The following is a 14,830-nucleotide window of genomic DNA, read 5'->3' on the forward strand; positions in this document are numbered from 1 at the left end:
TGACGTCGGAGGAGACGTCATAGCGGACGCCGGGCCGGGCGTCGGCGTTCCGGTGGCGCCGGGGCGAGGCCAGTTCCCCGCGGACCAGGGGCAGGGCCGGGGCCGCCGCCGACCACCGGGTCCTCGCCGTGGTCGGCGCCGGCGCGCAGGCCGAGTTGACGCTGCGCGGCCTGGCGAGCGGGCGCCGGCCACGGGACCTCGTCGTCCACGACACGGACGCCGGGCGGGCCGCCGCGTTCGCCGCCCGGCACGGCGGCCGGGCACTCGACTCGGCCCGGGCGGTGGCCGCGGCGGCCGACGTCGTGCTGCTCGCCACCTGGTCCCGCGCACCGCTGCTCACCCTCGCGGACACCCGGGCCGGACAGTACTTCACCAGTCTCGGCACCGACGAGCCCGGCAAGCGGGAACTCGCCGCCGACCTGCTGGACGCGGCGCTCCTCGTCGTCGACGACCTGGAACTGGCGGCGGTGATGGGCGCGTTGTCAGCCCCCGACCTGGCCCGGACGGCCGCCGACGCCCACCCTCACCGACGCCCTGCGCGGCACGCGACCCGGCCGGACCTCGGCCCGGCAGCGCACGGTGTACGCCCCCGTCGGACTGCCCTGGCAGGATCTCGCCGTCGCCTGGTACGCCTTCCGGGAGGCGGAGCGCCGGGGCGTGGGGACGGCGGTCGACCTGCTGGGCTGAGCCGGTCGGGTCCGGTCCGCACCGGCACCGGCCCGACGGGCGCCCCGCGGCTATCCTGATCGCCAGCCGCGGAGGAGGAGTCCGAAGTGACCGAGGCAGTGTCGCGTCCCACGCTGGAGGCCGTGGCCGAGCGGGCCGGCGTGTCCCGGGCCACCGTGTCCCGTGTGGTCAACGGCGGCGACGGGGTCCGTGAGCCGCTGGCCGAGCGGGTCCGGCGGGCCGTCGAGGAACTGGGCTACGTCCCCAACCAGGCGGCGCGCAGCCTCGTCACCCGGCGGCACGACGCCGTCGCGGTCGTCATCGCCGAGCCCGAGACCCGGGTCTTCGCCGACCCCTTCTTCGCCCTCCAGCTGCGCGGCATCAGCAAGGAGCTGACCGCGCACGACAACCAGCTGGTGCTGCTGCTCACCGAGGGCCGGGCCGACCACACGCGCGTGGCCCGGTATCTCGCCGGCGGCCATGTCGACGGCGCGCTCGTCTTCTCCCTGCACCTGGACGACCCGCTGCCCGGTCTCATCCGTGACGCCGGCGTCCCCACCGTGTTCGGCGGCCGCCCCCACTGGGACGAGGTCACCCCGGCCACCGGCTCCGCACGCGCGCGTGCGGGGGAGAACCAGGGCGTGGTGTACGTCGACTGCGACAACCGGGGCGGGGCGCGCGCGGCCGTACGGCACCTCCTGGACCTCGGTCGGCGGCGCGTCGCGCACATCACCGGTGCGCTGGACCAGACCTCGGCGGTGGACCGGCTCGACGGCTACCGGGAGGTCATGGCCGACGCCCTGGGCGCGAGCGATCCCCGGCTGGTCGTGGAGAGCGACTTCACCCCGTCCGGCGGCGAACGCGCCATGCGTGAACTCCTCGACCGCTGCCCGGACGTCGACGCCGTCTTCGCCGCCAACGACCTCACCGCGCTCGGCGCCCTGCGGGTGCTGCGCGAGCGGGGCCGGTGCGTGCCCGAGGACGTGGCAGTCGTCGGCTTCGACGACATGGTGCCGGTCACCGAACAGACCGACCCGCCGCTGACCACGGTCCGTCAGGACATCGAGGAGATGGGCCGGCTGATGGCCCGCCTGCTGCTGCAGGGCCTGGCCGACGGCCGGCACCGGGAGCGCGCGACGACCGCCGCCCAGGGCACCCCGGCGACGGGCGTGATCCTGCCGACCACCCTGATACGCCGCGCCTCCGCATAGCCGCCGGGCACTCGGTGGTGCTCAGCCCTGCGGCGGCTCGCTCCTGATCACCGCGAAGCGGGCCCCGTACGGATCGGCGAGCTTGGCCATGCGGCCGACGCCCGCCACGCTCGTCGCGTGCATCCGCACCTTCCCGCCCAGGCGCTGCGCCTGCTCGACCACGGCGTCGGTGTCCGCCACCTCGAAGTACGGCAGCCAGTACGGACCGCCCTCCGCCTCGGCGGGCGCGTCCGCCATCGGCACCATCCCGCCGAACATCGCGTCCTCCCCGGCACCACCGGGATTGACGCTGGTGTACGTCCCGCCGGGGAACGACACCGCGCAGGTCTCCAGGTCGAGCACCTTGTGGTAGAAGGCGGCGGCTGCCGCGATGTCCGGCGTGTACAGCTCGACCCAGCACAGCGCGCCCGGCTCGCCCGTCACGTCCACGCCCTCGGTCTGTCCGGGCTGCCAGATCCCGAACGGCACGCCCGCCTGGTCGGCGATGAGCGCCATGTGGCCCTGGCCCATCACGTCCATCGGCGGGAGCAGCACCCGGCCGTGGGCCTGTTCGGCCGCCTCGGCGGTCGCCCGGGCGTCCGTGCTCCGGAAGTACACCGTCCAGGCCGGCGGGCCCTGCCCGGGATCGCTCTGCATGCCGCCCGCCACGGTCCTCCCGTCCAACTGGAAGAAGCCGTACCCGCCGGCGTCCGGCCCCGCCGACCGGAACTGCCAGCCGAAGAGGGCGCCGTAGAAGGACGTGGCGCCGTCGATGTCGGGACTGCCGACGTCGATCCAGTTGGGGGCGCCGTTGACGAACCGGGTGGTGAGCATCTCGGCCCTCCTCGGAAGGGGTCTCGTCCTGTGCACTGCCGAGTCTGGCACCGCCCACTGACAATCGCCGCAGGGAGCATCGCGACGCGCCGGGCCGCCGCTGCCCTCACCCACCGTGACAGCGGGCGTTCTCCCGGTTTTCACACCGCTCCGCGCGCCGCCGTGCGCGTGCCGGGTCCGGCGGAGCATCATCGGTTTTGCGGGAGGCCCCGTGCCCGCCGTTGATCCGGCGTTGATCGAACGTTTTTCGGCGTGCGGCAGGCTCCTGGCCATGCACTTCGAAACCATCACCCCGGCCGACGAGACCTGGCAGGCCCAGGCCCTGTGCGCGCAGACCGGGCCGGACTTCTTCTTCCCCGAGCCCGGCAGCTCGGTGCGCGAGGCGAAGCGCATCTGCGCCATGTGCGAACTGCGCCCCGCCTGCCTGGAGTACGCGCTGGCCAACGACGAACGGTTCGGCGTCTGGGGCGGCCTGTCGGAGAAGGAGCGCCTGGCCCTCCGCCGCACCGCCCACTGACGCGGTCCGCGGGTTCCGCCGGAGGACCGGCCGCCCGGCCCGCGCGCGCGGGGTGTCAGCCGCCGGCGCGTGCCGCCATGCGGGCCTTGCGCGCGGCCAGCTTCTCGTCGAACTTCGTGGCCTCCGCGTCGAGCCCGCCCATGAACAGGCCGAGTTCCTCCTGCGCCTGGCGGCCCTCGGGGCCGAGGCCGTCGATCTCCATGACCTTCAGGAAGCGCAGCACCGGCTGGAGCACGTCGTCGTGGTGGATGCGCAGGTTGTAGACCTCGCCGATCGCCATCTGCGCGGCGGCCCGCTCGAAGCCGGGGATGCTGTGACCGGGCATGCGGAAGTTCACCACGACGTCGCGGACCGCCTGCATGGTCAGGTCGGGCGCGATCTCGAAGGCGGCCTTGAGCAGGTTGCGGTAGAAGACCATGTGCAGGTTCTCGTCGGTCGCGATGCGGGCCAGCATGCGGTCGCAGACCGGGTCCCCGGACTGGTGGCCGGTGTTGCGGTGCGAGATCCGCGTGGCCAGCTCCTGGAAGGCGACGTAGGCGACCGAGTGCAGCATCGAGTGCCCGTTGTCGGACTCGAAGCCTTCGCTCATGTGTGCCATACGGAAACGTTCCAGCTTGTCCGGGTCCACCGCGCGCGAGGCCAGCAGGTAGTCACGCATCACGATGCCGTGCCGTCCCTCCTCGGCCGTCCAGCGGTGCACCCAGGTGCCCCAGGCGCCGTCGCGGCCGAAGAGCGTGGCGATCTCGTGGTGGTAGCTCGGCAGGTTGTCCTCGGTCAGCAGGTTGACGACGAGGGCGATACGGCCGATCTCGGTCACCTGGGACTGGTCCTTGTCCCAGGCCTCCCCGTCCTCGAACAGGCCCGGGAAGTTGCGGCCGTCGCTCCACGGCACGTACTCGTGCGGCATCCAGTCCTTGGCGATCTTGAGATGCCGGTTCAGTTCGGTCTCGACCACTTCCTCGAGCGCGTACAGCAGCCGCGCGTCGGTCCAGGCGGACGGGCTGCCGAGGTGAGGGGAAGTGATCGTCACAGGAACTCCAGAGGGACGCCGAACAAAGGGGGGAGGAAAGGGGAGGGTCCGGCGAGCGGTGCCGGGGAGCCTACGAGATCGTAGGCTACGAATCCGTAGGTTACGAAGCCGTAGGTTAAGGCGGCCATAAAGAGCGCTGATCAGCCCACCCGTACGGGCGTTTCATGGGCATGCCGAACAGCCCCGGGACCCGCAGGTCCCGGGGCTGTTCGGAATAACGGGATCACCCGATCAGGCGTACAGCTCCCGCAGGCGCACCGAGAGGCAGGTCACACACCCCTCCAGCTTCTCGAACTCGCTGATGTCGACCGTCACCACGTCATGGCCGAGATCGGTCAGCAGCTCCGCGGTCTTCGGGGCGCTCGCCGCCATCAGCAGCTTGCTGCCGCCGAGCAGCACCACGTGCGCGCCGGACTCCTCCGGCACCGACAGGAAGCCCGGGAACAGCGACGGCCGGTCGATCTTCGGGATGTGCCCGATCACCGTGCCGTCGGGCAGCGCGGTCACCGCCGACTTCAGGTGCAGCACCCTGCTCACGGGCACGGCGACCACCCGGGCGCCCAGCGGCTCGAAGGCCGCCCGCACCTGCTGCACGCCGGCCGCGTTGGTCCGCCCGCCGCGGCCGACGTAGACGGTGTCGCCGACCTTCAGGACGTCACCGCCGTCCAGCGTGCCCGGCTCCCAGATCCAGTTCACCGAGCAGCCGAGGCGGGCCACCGCCTCCTCGACGCCGGCGGTCTCCTCGCGCCGGGAGTCCGCGCCGGGCCGGGTGATCAACGCCACGTTCTTGTACATGACGACGGTGTCCTCGACGAACACCGAGTCCGGGCAGTCGTCGGCCGGTTCGACCTCGATCGTCTCCCAGCCGTGCGTACGCAGGGCCGCCACGTAGGCCTCCCACTGCTCGCCGGCCAGCCCGACATCGACCTTCTCCCGCTCGATGTGCGTCACCAGGCCGTCGGCGAGGCGTGGGCTGGGGCGGCGGACGAGGGCCTTCTTGCTGGGCACGAGGGACCTTTCGAATCGGTGGTGCGATGGTGCGGCTGCCGGCGCCGGTCACAAGGCGCCGGTCCGTCATCATGCAGCGCGCTCCGGCCAGGGTAAAACCCTCGTCGTCGGGCTGTGCCTCTCCTGGGACCCCGCCGGGCCGGTCAGACCGGATCCCCGAGCGCCTCCGGTGTCGTCTCCGTCAGCTCCCCTCCCTCCATCAGCAGCCACCGCGTGATCCCGATCGACTGAAGGAACGGCAGGTCGTGGCTGGCGACGATCAGCGCGCCCTCGTACGACTCCAGGGCCGTGGTCAGCTGCCGGACGCTGGCCATGTCGAGGTTGTTGGTCGGCTCGTCGAGCAGCAGCAGCTGGGGCGCGGGCTCGGCCAGCATCAGCGCCGCCAGGGCCGCCCGGAACCGCTCACCGCCCGACAGGGTGGCCGCCTTCTGGTCGGCCCGCGCGCCCCGGAACAGGAAGCGGGCGAGCCGGGCCCGGATCCGGTTGTTGGTGGCGCCCGGCGCGAACCGGGCCACGTTCTCGGCGACCGACAGACCGTCGTCCAGCACGTCCAGCCGCTGAGGCAGGAACCGCAGCGGGACGTGCGCCGTCGCCGCCCCGCCCACCGGTGCCAGCTCCCCGGCGACGGTCCGCAGCAGCGTCGTCTTGCCCGAGCCGTTGCGGCCGACGAGCGCGATCCGCTCCGGCCCGCGCAGATCGAGGATGCCCTTCACGCGCGCGTGGTGGGCCATGACGAGGTTCTCCAGGGTGAGCACCTGCCGACCGGGCGGTACGGCCGTGTACGGCAGTTCGACGCGGATCTCGTCCTCGTCCCGTACGGCCTCCGCCGCCTCGTCCAGCCGCTCCCGGGCCTCGGCGAGCCGCTCCTCGTGCATGATGCGGTGCTTGCCCGCGGACTCCTGGGCGGCACGCTTGCGGGCGCCCATGACGATCTTCGGCTCGCGTTTCTGTTCGTACATCTTCTGCCCGTACCGCTTGCGGCGGGCCAGCTTGACCTGGGCGTCCGCCAGTTCCCGCTTCTGCTTGCGCACATCGGCCTCGGCGACGCGCACCATGCGCTCGGCCGCCTCCTGCTCGACGGCCAGGGCCTCCTCGTAGGCCGAGAAGTTGCCGCCGTACCAGGCGACCTCCCCGGAGCGCAGCTCCGCGATCTGGTCGACCAGGTCGAGCAGTTCCCGGTCGTGGCTGACCACGACCAGCACGCCCGGCCAGGAGGCGACGGCCTGGTACAGCCGCCGGCGCGCGTACAGGTCGAGATTGTTGGTGGGTTCGTCGAGCAGCAGGATGTCGGGGCGGCGCAGCAGCAGCGCAGCGAGCCGCAGCAGCACCGACTCGCCGCCGGACACCTCGCCGACGGTCCGGTCCAGGCCGATGTGGCCGAGGCCGAGTTCGCCGAGGGTGACCAGGGCGCGCTCCTCGACGTCCCAGTCGTCGCCGAGGGTCTCGAAGTGCTCCTCGGCGACGTCGCCCGCCTCGATGGCGTGCAGGGCGGCCCGCCGGTCGGCGATGCCGAGGGCCTGGTCGACGCGGAGCGAGGTGTCGAGCGTGACGTTCTGCGGGAGGTAGCCGATCTCGCCGGCCGCCTTGACGGTGCCGTCGGCCGGGAGGAGTTCGCCGGCCAGCAGCTTGAGCAGGGTTGACTTGCCCGATCCGTTGACGCCGACGAGCCCGGTCCTGCCGGGGCCGAAGGCGATGTCCAGGCCGTCGAAGACGGCGGTGCCGTCGGGCCAGGTGAAGGACAGGGACGTAGAGGTGAGGGATGCAGACATGGGCGCCTCGCGAGGGGGATGCGGTCGGGTGAACGCGTATCGAGACACCGCGAGGCGGAAACCGAAGGGCCTGGCACGAAGAGGCCATGCGAAAAGGCCTGTGCCGGAGGACGGCTCGGACGCCGAGGTCGTACGCCGCGCACACCTCACCGGTGCGACGCGATGTCTCAGGACCTCAGACGAGCAACGTCCTTCTCCAATCGACGGCAACAGAACCGCTGTACACCGTAGGAGGGGCCGGGAGGGGTGTCAACGCAATTAACCGCGCTCCTCGGGCGGGGCCGCGCTCCTCACGCGCGCGTGGCGCTCAGCAGGCGTCCCGCATCAGCTCCGCCAGGTCGTGGTCCAGGTCGAGCTGGAGGTGCTCCAGGCCGACGGGCACCAGGGCGTCGGCCGCCTCCAGGAACCGCCGGATCTCGCCCGAGCGCACATGCACGATCGCGGTGCCCTCCGGGGCGTGGAACTCCAGCACCGTGCGGTCGTACCCGTACGGCCGCACGCGGACGTCGCCCTGGCCCTCGGGGCGCTGGAGCCCGGCCGCGAGCAGCTCACGGGAGAAGGTCCAACAGACCTCGACGCCCTCCAGGGTGGCCGGGGCCGGGAACGTCATGCGGACCGCGAACGGGTCGCGCCGGTCGTAGCACAGCGTGGCGGGAATGCTCGGCATGCGCGGTGCGGCGGCGACGAGGCGGGCCTCTACGGGCTGCTCGATGACGGTGGACAACGCCTTGCTCCCTCGTGACGGCTGGACTACGCCCGGGTGTGCGGCACCCGGCACTGGAAGAGACGACGGAAACGGCCGATGCGTGCACACGGCCGACGAGTGACCTCGGTCACCGTGTTCATGCACGGGGAACGTGCGCTCGATCCCGCCTGTCCCGCACAGCCGGGCCGGGGGCGGCCCTCTGGACGGGGCCGGGGGAGTGGGGCTAGCTTCGCCCGCCATGAGGCGCTTGGGGAGCACGCGACGCAGGGGACGGGCCGGCCGGCTGGTGGCGGCGGGGGTGGCGTGCGCGGCGGCGCTGGCCGCTCTGACGGTTCCGACGGCCGAGGCCCTGCCGTCGGGGCAGGCGAACACGGGCCGGGGGAGCGTGCACTGGGCGGCGAAGGACCCCGGCACCCCGCAGATCCGGTTCCGGGGCCTCGCGGCCGTCGACCGGCGCACCGCCTGGCTGGCCGGCACCGGCGGCACGGTGCTGCGCACCACGGACGGCGGCGCGCACTGGCGGAACGTCTCTCCGCCGGGGGCGGCCGACCTGCAGTTCCGGGACGTGACGGCGTTCGACGCGCGACGCGCGGTGGCCTTGGCCATCGGTGAGGGCGAGTCGTCCCGCGTCTACCGCACGGGCGACGGCGGCACGACCTGGACCGAGTCCTTCCGCAACACCGACCCGAAGGCCTTCTACGACTGCCTCGCCTTCTTCGACCACCGCCACGGCCTCGCCCTGAGCGACCCCGTGGAGGGAAAGTTCCGCCTCCTGTCCACCGCGGACGGCGGACGCACCTGGCGCGTGCTGCCCTCGGACGGCATGCCGCCCGCACTGGACGGCGAGGCGGGCTTCGCCGCGAGCGGCCAGTGCCTCATCACCTCCGGTCCCCAGGACGTCTGGCTGGCCACCGGCGGCGGCGCCCACGCGCGCGTACTGCACTCCGCCGACCGCGGGCTGACGTGGACGGCCGCCGACACGCCGGTCCCCGCGGGCGATCCGGCGAAGGGCGTCTTCGCCCTCGCCTTCCGCGACCGCACCCACGGCATAGCGGTCGGCGGCGACTACCGCCCCGACCGGTCCTCGCCCCGGTCCGCCGCGGTCACCGCCGACGGCGGCCGTACCTGGCGGCCCGCCGCCGCTCCGCCGCCCGCCTACCGCTCCGGTGCCGCCTGGCTCCCGCACAGCCGCACCGCCGCGCTGGCCGTCGGCCCCACCGGCACCGACCTGACCACCGACGGTGGCGACAGCTGGCGGACGATCGACACCGGCTCGTACGACACAGTGGCCTGCACCCCCGACCTGAGCTGCTGGGCGGCCGGCGAACAGGGGCGGGTGGCGCGGCTCGAACGGTGAGGTGAGCGCCCGGAATGCGGGTACTCGTACGCTGCCGCAGAGGAAGGGAGCGATCATGCCAGCCGGTTCCAGTGCCAAGCGCGAGCGTCAGTACGAGCACATCAAGAAGAGCGCGCAGGACCGGGGCGAGAGCACCGGGCGCGCCAAGGAGATCGCCGCGCGGACAGTGAACAAGGAACGCGCCCGCTCCGGCGAGTCCAAGACCGCCAGCCGCAGCTCGACCCAGGACATGTCGTCCAGCAAGCGCGGCGGTCAGCGGTCCGGCAACCGGGTCGGCTCGCAGGGTCCGACCCGCGATCAGCTGTACAACGAGGCCAAGCAGCGTGGCATCGAAGGCCGTTCGAACATGAACAAGGACCAGCTGCAGCGCGCGCTGAACGCGAAGAAGGGTTGATCGGTTCGAGGACGGCTCCCGATCGGCCCGCCGGCATCCCCGGTGCGCTCCCGACCGCCGGCCCTCGGCCGGGCGCCCGGGGGCTCAGTCGAGGGTCTGCCGGTGGCGGGCCAGTTCGGGGGCCGTCTTCGTGGCGATGAACTCCGTGACGCGGTAGGCGCACACGCCGGCGACGGCGAACGGGTCGCTCGCGACGAGACGCTCGATGAAGGCGCGGTCCTCCGCGACGGCCATGATCACCCCGCCGTCGCGGGGGTTCTTGCGTCCGGAGGCCAGGAAGACGCCCTTCTCGTACTGCTCCTCCAGCCAGGCCACATGGTCCGGCAGGACGGCGTCCACGGCGTCGAGCGGCGCGGTGTAGGTCAACTCCAGCACGAACATGATCGCGAGCCTACCCCCACCGGTCCGGCGGTGCGCGGCGGACCCGTACAGTCGCCCGTCATGACGATCGTTGGCGTACCCGCGGGCTGGCCCGCGACCGAGGAAGAGGCCCGCGCCGTACAGGACGAGCTGCGCGGACGCGTGGTCGTCGACGAGCCGGGACCGCCGCCGGGGACGGGCCGTGTCACGGGCGTCGACGTCGCCTACGACGACGAGCTGGACCTGGTCGCCGCCGCGGCCGTCGTGCTGGACGCCGCCACCCTGGACGTCGTGGCCGAGGCGACGGCCGTCGGCCGGGTCTCCTTCCCGTACGTGCCGGGGCTCCTCGCCTTCCGGGAGATCCCCACCGTCCGCGCCGCCCTGGACCGGCTGCCGTGCCCGCCGGGCCTGGTCGTGTGCGACGGCTACGGCCTGGCCCACCCGCGCCGCTTCGGCCTGGCGAGCCACCTGGGCGTGCTCACGGACCTGCCGACCATCGGTGTCGCCAAGAACCCGTTCACGTTCACGTACGACGACCCGGAGCCGGCGCGGGGCAGTTCCGCGCCGCTGCTCGCCGGGACCGAGCAGGTCGGGCGCGCCCTGCGCACCCGGGACGGCGTGAAGCCGGTGTTCGTCTCGGCCGGCCACCGGGTGAGCCTCGGCAACGCCCTGGCGCACACCCTGGCGCTGACTCCGCGGTTCCGGCTGCCGGAGACCACGCGCCGGGCGGACGCCCTGTGCCGGCGGGCGCTGCGGGAGGCGGCACAGGGCCTGGCCTGCGGCGGGGTTCAGGACTCGACGACGCGCCAGGCGCCGACCTCCTGATACGCCGAGTCGTAGACGGCCGAACCGTCGCCGGCTTCGAGGGCGTGATGGCGCAGGTTGCCACCCCAGTACCGCAGGATGCGCTCCAGCTCGGCCACTCGGTCCTTGGCCACCGCGCCGTCGTCCATGGTCACTTCGAGCACGAACTTCACGTCCGCTCCGCCTCCTTGGGCCGCTCCGGTATGGGCCGCCATTGTCTCAGCGGCCTCTTCCGCCTCGGTCACCCCTTGGACGCCCATAAGCCGGCGGCCCTCGGCTAGCGCTCCGCCGCCACCCGGAAGGTGATGCCGGCGGCGCGCAGCCGCTCGGTCAGGGCGTCGCCCATCGCCTGGGCCGTGGTCACCTGACCGGCCGTCGGCGGGAGGTCGTCGAAGGCCAGGCACAGCGCCGCCTCGGCGAACATCTTCGCCGTCTCGTCGTATCCGGGGTCGCCGCCCGTGACCTCGGTGTACACGCGCCGCCCGCCGCCCTCGCCGACGAACCGCACCGTGAACCAGCTCTTCGCCCGCTTCTCCGCGCTCGGTCCGTCGCCCGGCCTGAGCCGGTCCGACAGCCAGCGCCGCGCGGGCGGCAGCTGGGCCGCGGCGGCCACCGCGCCGACGGCGGCGACCCCGCCGAGGGCCACCGGAAGGTGCTTCACGGCGGCGTAGTGCCGGTAGCGGAACTCCGGGCCGTACCGCTCCAGCGCCCGCGCCGAACGGCGCACGATCTGCGGGTCGATGGTGGGCAGCGGCACCGCCCACGCGCCGACCTCCGCGGCGAACCTCGGCGTGCCCGTCGGCGCCGTCACTCGGCGGCCCGGCAGCCGCGGCTCGTGCCGGGCCCGCTCGCGCGAGGCGGCCAGCATCCGCCGCCCGCGGGCCAGCTGGTTCAGCGCCGAGGCCAGGGTCCCGCCGGAGAAGGCCGCGTCGGCGGTCACATAGCCGTCCACGGTCAGCGGCACGCCCTCGGGCAGCTGCCGGACCGTGAAGTACGCGCCCAGGTCGTGCGGCACGGAGTCGAAACCGCAGGCGTGCACCAGACGCGCGCCCGTCTCACGCGCGCGTGCGTCGTGCCGGACGTACATCAGGTCCACGAACTCCGGCTCGCCGGTGAGGTCCAGGTAGTCGGCACCGGTGTCGGCGCAGGCGGCGACGAGTTCCTCGCCGTGCAGCACGTACGGCCCCACGGTCGTGGCGACCACGCGCGCGTGCTCGGCGAGGGCGCGCAGGGTGGCCGGTTCGCCCGCGTCGGCTCGCAGGACACCGACGTCGGCGCCGCCGGGCAGCTCCTCGCGCAGCTCCTCCAGCCGCCGTTCGTCGCGGCCGGCGACCGCCCAGCGGAGGTCGCGCGGCGCGTGCGCGGCGAGGTAGTGGGCCGTGAGTGCGCCGACGAAGCCCGTGGCTCCGAAGAGCACGAGGTCGTAGGGACGGTCCGTCCTGCTCATCCTGCTCATGACACCCCTCGCTTCGTGCAGCCCGCGCCGCCGTGGGTGGCCGAGGCTAGCGTGAGGAGAGCCCAGCCCGACGACCAGCCCGGAGGAAGAGGTGGCGGTGGCCAGGAATGCCCTGAAGAAGCGGGAGATAGCCGCCCGCGTTCGCGGATCCGCGGGCCTCGGTCACCCGGACGGGTGATGATCGGGGCATCGGGCACTTGGCTAAGCGCTTGCTCGTTGAGGTCTTGTGTCCGGTGGAACGCGTTCTTAGCATCACCGGTGTTACATCAGTTGTGTCACACATGGTTGGGGGCTGGACGCATGACAACGGCAGAGACGCCGACGCCGGGTACCGGCCCGCTGTCCGGCGTGCGCGTGGTCGAGCTGGCCGGCATCGGGCCGGGCCCGTTCGCCGCGATGCTGCTCGCCGACCTCGGTGCCGACGTGGTCCGGGTGGACCGGCCGGGCGGCACGGATCTCGCCGTCGACCCGGCCTACGACGTCACCAACCGCAACAAGCGCTCGGTCGTGGTCGACCTGAAGGCGCCGGACGGCCCCGCGCGCGTCCTGGACCTCGCCGAGCGGGCCGACATCCTCATCGAGGGCTACCGCCCGGGCGTCGCCGAGCGGCTCGGCATCGGCCCCGAGGACTGCCACGCCCGCAACCCCCGCCTGGTCTACGGCCGCATGACCGGCTGGGGCCAGGACGGGCCGCTCGCCCACCGCGCCGGCCACGACGTCTCCTACATCGCGCTCACCGGCACGCTCGGCATGATCGGCCGCCCCGACGAGCCCCCGGCCGTGCCCGCCAACCTCCTCGGGGACTACGCGGGCGGCTCCCTCTACCTGGTCGTCGGCGTCCTCGCCGCCCTGCACCACGCGCGCGCGACCGGCACCGGTCAGGTGGTCGACGCGGCCATCGTGGACGGCACGGCCCACCTGTCCACGATGATCCACGGCATGCTCGCCGCCGGCGGCTGGCAGGACCACCGTGCCGCCAACCTCCTGGACGGCGGCTGCCCCTACTACGGCACCTACGAGACCGCCGACGGCCGCTACATGGCGGTCGGCGCCCTGGAAGGCAAGTTCTACGCGGAGTTCCTGCACCTGCTCGGCCTGGACGACCTGGCATCCGCCCGCAAGGACTGGACCCGCTGGGGCGAGCTGCGCGAGCGGATCGCCGCCGCCTTCAAGTCCCGCACCCGGGCCGAGTGGACCGCCGTCTTCGAGGACTCCGACGCCTGCGTGGCGCCCGTACTGAGCCTGCGCGAGGCCCCGGACCACCCGCACCTCGCCGCCCGGGGCACCTTCACCGACCACGGCGGCATCACCCAGCCCGCCCCCGCCCCCCGGTTCTCCGCGACCCCCACCGCCGTCCGCACCGGCCCCGCCCTGCCCGGCGCGGACACGGAGGCGGTCGCCCGGGACTGGGGCATACCGGCACGCCGGACCGACGACCGCGACGACCTGGTCACCGACGGCGGCTGACCCCGCCCACCCCGCTCGGCCCACCCTCCCGAAAGGCACACCAGTGAGCACCGAAGCGTACGTGTACGACGCGATCCGCACCCCGCGCGGCCGCGGCAAGGCGAACGGCGCCCTGCACGGCACGAAGCCCATCGACCTGGTCGTCGGTCTCATCCACGAGATCCGCGACCGCTTCCCCGGCCTGGACCCGGCCGCGATCGACGACATCGTGCTCGGTGTCGTCGGCCCCGTGGGCGACCAGGGTTCGGACATCGCCCGGATCGCCGCCATCGCCGCCGGGCTGCCGGACACGGTCGCGGGCGTGCAGGAGAACCGCTTCTGTGCCTCCGGTCTGGAGGCCGTCAACCTGGCCGCCGCCAAGGTCCGTGCGGGCTGGGAGGACCTGGTCCTCGCGGGCGGCGTCGAGTCCATGTCCCGGGTCCCGATGGCCTCGGACGGCGGCGCCTGGTTCAACGACCCGATGACCAACCTCGCCGTCAACTTCGTGCCGCAGGGCATCGGCGCCGACCTGATCGCCACCATCGGCGGCTTCTCCCGCCGGGACGTCGACGAGTACGCGGCCCTGTCCCAGGAGCGCGCCGCCACCGCCTGGAAGGAAGGCCGCTTCGACCGCTCGGTCGTCCCCGTCAAGGACCGCAACGGCCTGGTCGTCCTCGACCGGGACGAGCACATGCGCCCCGGCACCACCGCCGACTCCCTCGCCAAGCTGAAGCCGTCGTTCGCGGACATCGGCGACCTGGGCGGCTTCGACGCGGTCGCGCTGCAGAAGTACCACTGGGTCGAGAAGATCGACCACGTCCACCACGCGGGCAACTCCTCCGGCATCGTGGACGGCGCCTCCCTCGTCGCCATCGGCTCCCGGGAGGTCGGCGAGCGCTACGGCCTCACCCCGCGCGCGCGGATCGTCTCCGCCGCCGTCTCCGGCTCCGAGCCGACCATCATGCTCACCGGCCCCGCCCCCGCCACCCGCAAGGCCCTGGCGAAGGCCGGCCTCGCCATCGACGACATCGACCTGGTCGAGATCAACGAGGCGTTCGCCGCGGTCGTGCTGCGCTTCGCGACGGAGATGGGCCTGCCCCTGGAAAAGATCAACGTCAACGGCGGCGCCATCGCCCTCGGCCACCCGCTCGGCGCCACCGGCGCCATGATCCTCGGCTCGCTCATCGACGAACTGGAGCGCCAGGACAAGCGGTACGGCCTCGCCACGCTGTGCGTCGGCGGCGGCATGGGCATCGCCACCATCGTCGAGCGCATCTGAACTCCCCGCGGAAT

The 14,830-nt window shown here is 73.1% G+C and carries 16 protein-coding genes and 1 pseudogene; 9 read left to right on the top strand and 8 right to left on the bottom strand.

The window, feature by feature from the left end; all coding sequences use genetic code 11:
• Positions 1-128: 128 nt before the first annotated feature.
• The 3 genes and pseudogenes from ABZ937_RS03740 to ABZ937_RS03750 form a co-directional block, all read left to right on the top strand.
• A pseudogene (locus ABZ937_RS03740) lies at positions 129-428 on the top strand (ornithine cyclodeaminase family protein); the annotation flags it as partial.
• Positions 429-534: 106 nt separating this feature from the next.
• On the top strand, positions 535-687 hold the full coding sequence (locus tag ABZ937_RS03745) for a hypothetical protein (RefSeq protein WP_361685429.1): 153 nt from the start codon (positions 535-537) through the stop codon (positions 685-687).
• Positions 688-773: 86 nt separating this feature from the next.
• Positions 774-1,877: a LacI family DNA-binding transcriptional regulator gene (locus ABZ937_RS03750; RefSeq protein ID WP_361685272.1), complete on the top strand. Its 1,104-nt coding sequence runs from the start codon at positions 774-776 to the stop codon at positions 1,875-1,877.
• Between the two features lie 21 nt (positions 1,878-1,898).
• On the opposite strand, the gene ABZ937_RS03755 is transcribed toward ABZ937_RS03750, so the two are convergent.
• Entirely contained in the window at positions 1,899-2,690 is a 792-nt protein-coding gene (locus ABZ937_RS03755; protein WP_361685274.1) for a VOC family protein, read from the bottom strand.
• 271 nt (positions 2,691-2,961) lie between these two features.
• Here ABZ937_RS03755 and ABZ937_RS03760 point away from each other — a divergent pair, with 271 nt between their 5' ends.
• Positions 2,962-3,207, top strand: a complete 246-nt coding sequence (locus ABZ937_RS03760) for a WhiB family transcriptional regulator (RefSeq protein WP_361685276.1) — start codon at positions 2,962-2,964, stop codon at positions 3,205-3,207.
• Between the two features lie 55 nt (positions 3,208-3,262).
• Here ABZ937_RS03760 and ABZ937_RS03765 read toward each other — a convergent pair whose 3' ends face one another.
• The 4 genes from ABZ937_RS03765 to ABZ937_RS03780 all read right to left on the bottom strand — a co-directional run bounded on the left by ABZ937_RS03765 (position 3,263) and on the right by ABZ937_RS03780 (position 7,738).
• On the bottom strand, positions 3,263-4,237 hold the full coding sequence (locus ABZ937_RS03765; protein WP_361685278.1) for an acyl-ACP desaturase: 975 nt from the start codon (positions 4,235-4,237) through the stop codon (positions 3,263-3,265).
• Between the two features lie 231 nt (positions 4,238-4,468).
• The gene (gene ddaH / locus ABZ937_RS03770; protein ID WP_361685280.1) at positions 4,469-5,245 is read right to left on the bottom strand and encodes a dimethylargininase; all 777 of its coding nucleotides are present in this window, start codon (positions 5,243-5,245) and stop codon (positions 4,469-4,471) included.
• A gap of 143 nt (positions 5,246-5,388) precedes the next feature.
• Positions 5,389-7,014, bottom strand: a complete 1,626-nt coding sequence (locus ABZ937_RS03775; protein WP_361685282.1) for an ATP-binding cassette domain-containing protein — start codon at positions 7,012-7,014, stop codon at positions 5,389-5,391.
• Positions 7,015-7,321: 307 nt separating this feature from the next.
• Positions 7,322-7,738, bottom strand: a complete 417-nt coding sequence (locus ABZ937_RS03780) for an SsgA family sporulation/cell division regulator (protein WP_361685284.1) — start codon at positions 7,736-7,738, stop codon at positions 7,322-7,324.
• Positions 7,739-8,018: 280 nt separating this feature from the next.
• Here ABZ937_RS03780 and ABZ937_RS03785 point away from each other — a divergent pair, with 280 nt between their 5' ends.
• Together ABZ937_RS03785 and ABZ937_RS03790 are read left to right on the top strand one after the other, a co-directional pair.
• Complete coding sequence (locus ABZ937_RS03785) at positions 8,019-9,077, top strand: oxidoreductase (RefSeq protein WP_361685431.1); 1,059 nt, start codon at positions 8,019-8,021, stop codon at positions 9,075-9,077.
• A gap of 55 nt (positions 9,078-9,132) precedes the next feature.
• Complete coding sequence (locus tag ABZ937_RS03790) at positions 9,133-9,471, top strand: plasmid stabilization protein (protein ID WP_361685286.1); 339 nt, start codon at positions 9,133-9,135, stop codon at positions 9,469-9,471.
• 84 nt (positions 9,472-9,555) lie between these two features.
• On the opposite strand, the gene ABZ937_RS03795 is transcribed toward ABZ937_RS03790, so the two are convergent.
• Positions 9,556-9,852: a YciI family protein gene (locus ABZ937_RS03795; RefSeq protein ID WP_361685288.1), complete on the bottom strand. Its 297-nt coding sequence runs from the start codon at positions 9,850-9,852 to the stop codon at positions 9,556-9,558.
• 60 nt (positions 9,853-9,912) lie between these two features.
• On the opposite strand from ABZ937_RS03795, the gene ABZ937_RS03800 reads away from it, so the two are divergent.
• Positions 9,913-10,656 (top strand): endonuclease V, encoded by a 744-nt coding sequence (locus ABZ937_RS03800; RefSeq protein ID WP_361685290.1) that lies wholly within the window; start codon positions 9,913-9,915, stop codon positions 10,654-10,656.
• Here the strand turns inward: ABZ937_RS03800 and ABZ937_RS03805 are convergent.
• Together ABZ937_RS03805 and ABZ937_RS03810 are read right to left on the bottom strand one after the other, a co-directional pair.
• Entirely contained in the window at positions 10,620-10,808 is a 189-nt protein-coding gene (locus ABZ937_RS03805) for a hypothetical protein (RefSeq protein WP_361685292.1), read from the bottom strand. The genes ABZ937_RS03800 and ABZ937_RS03805 overlap by 37 nt on opposite strands.
• 104 nt (positions 10,809-10,912) lie before the next feature.
• Positions 10,913-12,091: a saccharopine dehydrogenase NADP-binding domain-containing protein gene (locus ABZ937_RS03810; RefSeq protein ID WP_361685294.1), complete on the bottom strand. Its 1,179-nt coding sequence runs from the start codon at positions 12,089-12,091 to the stop codon at positions 10,913-10,915.
• A gap of 300 nt (positions 12,092-12,391) precedes the next feature.
• On the opposite strand from ABZ937_RS03810, the gene ABZ937_RS03815 reads away from it, so the two are divergent.
• Positions 12,392-13,558 (top strand): CaiB/BaiF CoA-transferase family protein, encoded by a 1,167-nt coding sequence (locus ABZ937_RS03815; RefSeq protein WP_361685296.1) that lies wholly within the window; start codon positions 12,392-12,394, stop codon positions 13,556-13,558.
• Positions 13,559-13,601: 43 nt separating this feature from the next.
• Positions 13,602-14,816 carry an acetyl-CoA C-acetyltransferase gene (locus tag ABZ937_RS03820; protein ID WP_361685298.1) on the top strand — a complete coding sequence of 405 codons (1,215 nt, stop codon included), beginning with the start codon at positions 13,602-13,604 and terminating at the stop codon, positions 14,814-14,816.
• The last annotated feature ends 14 nt before the right edge of the window (positions 14,817-14,830 follow it).

This window comes from Streptomyces sp. NPDC046727, assembly GCF_040645635.1.
In the GTDB taxonomy this organism is placed as follows: domain Bacteria; phylum Actinomycetota; class Actinomycetes; order Streptomycetales; family Streptomycetaceae; genus Streptomyces.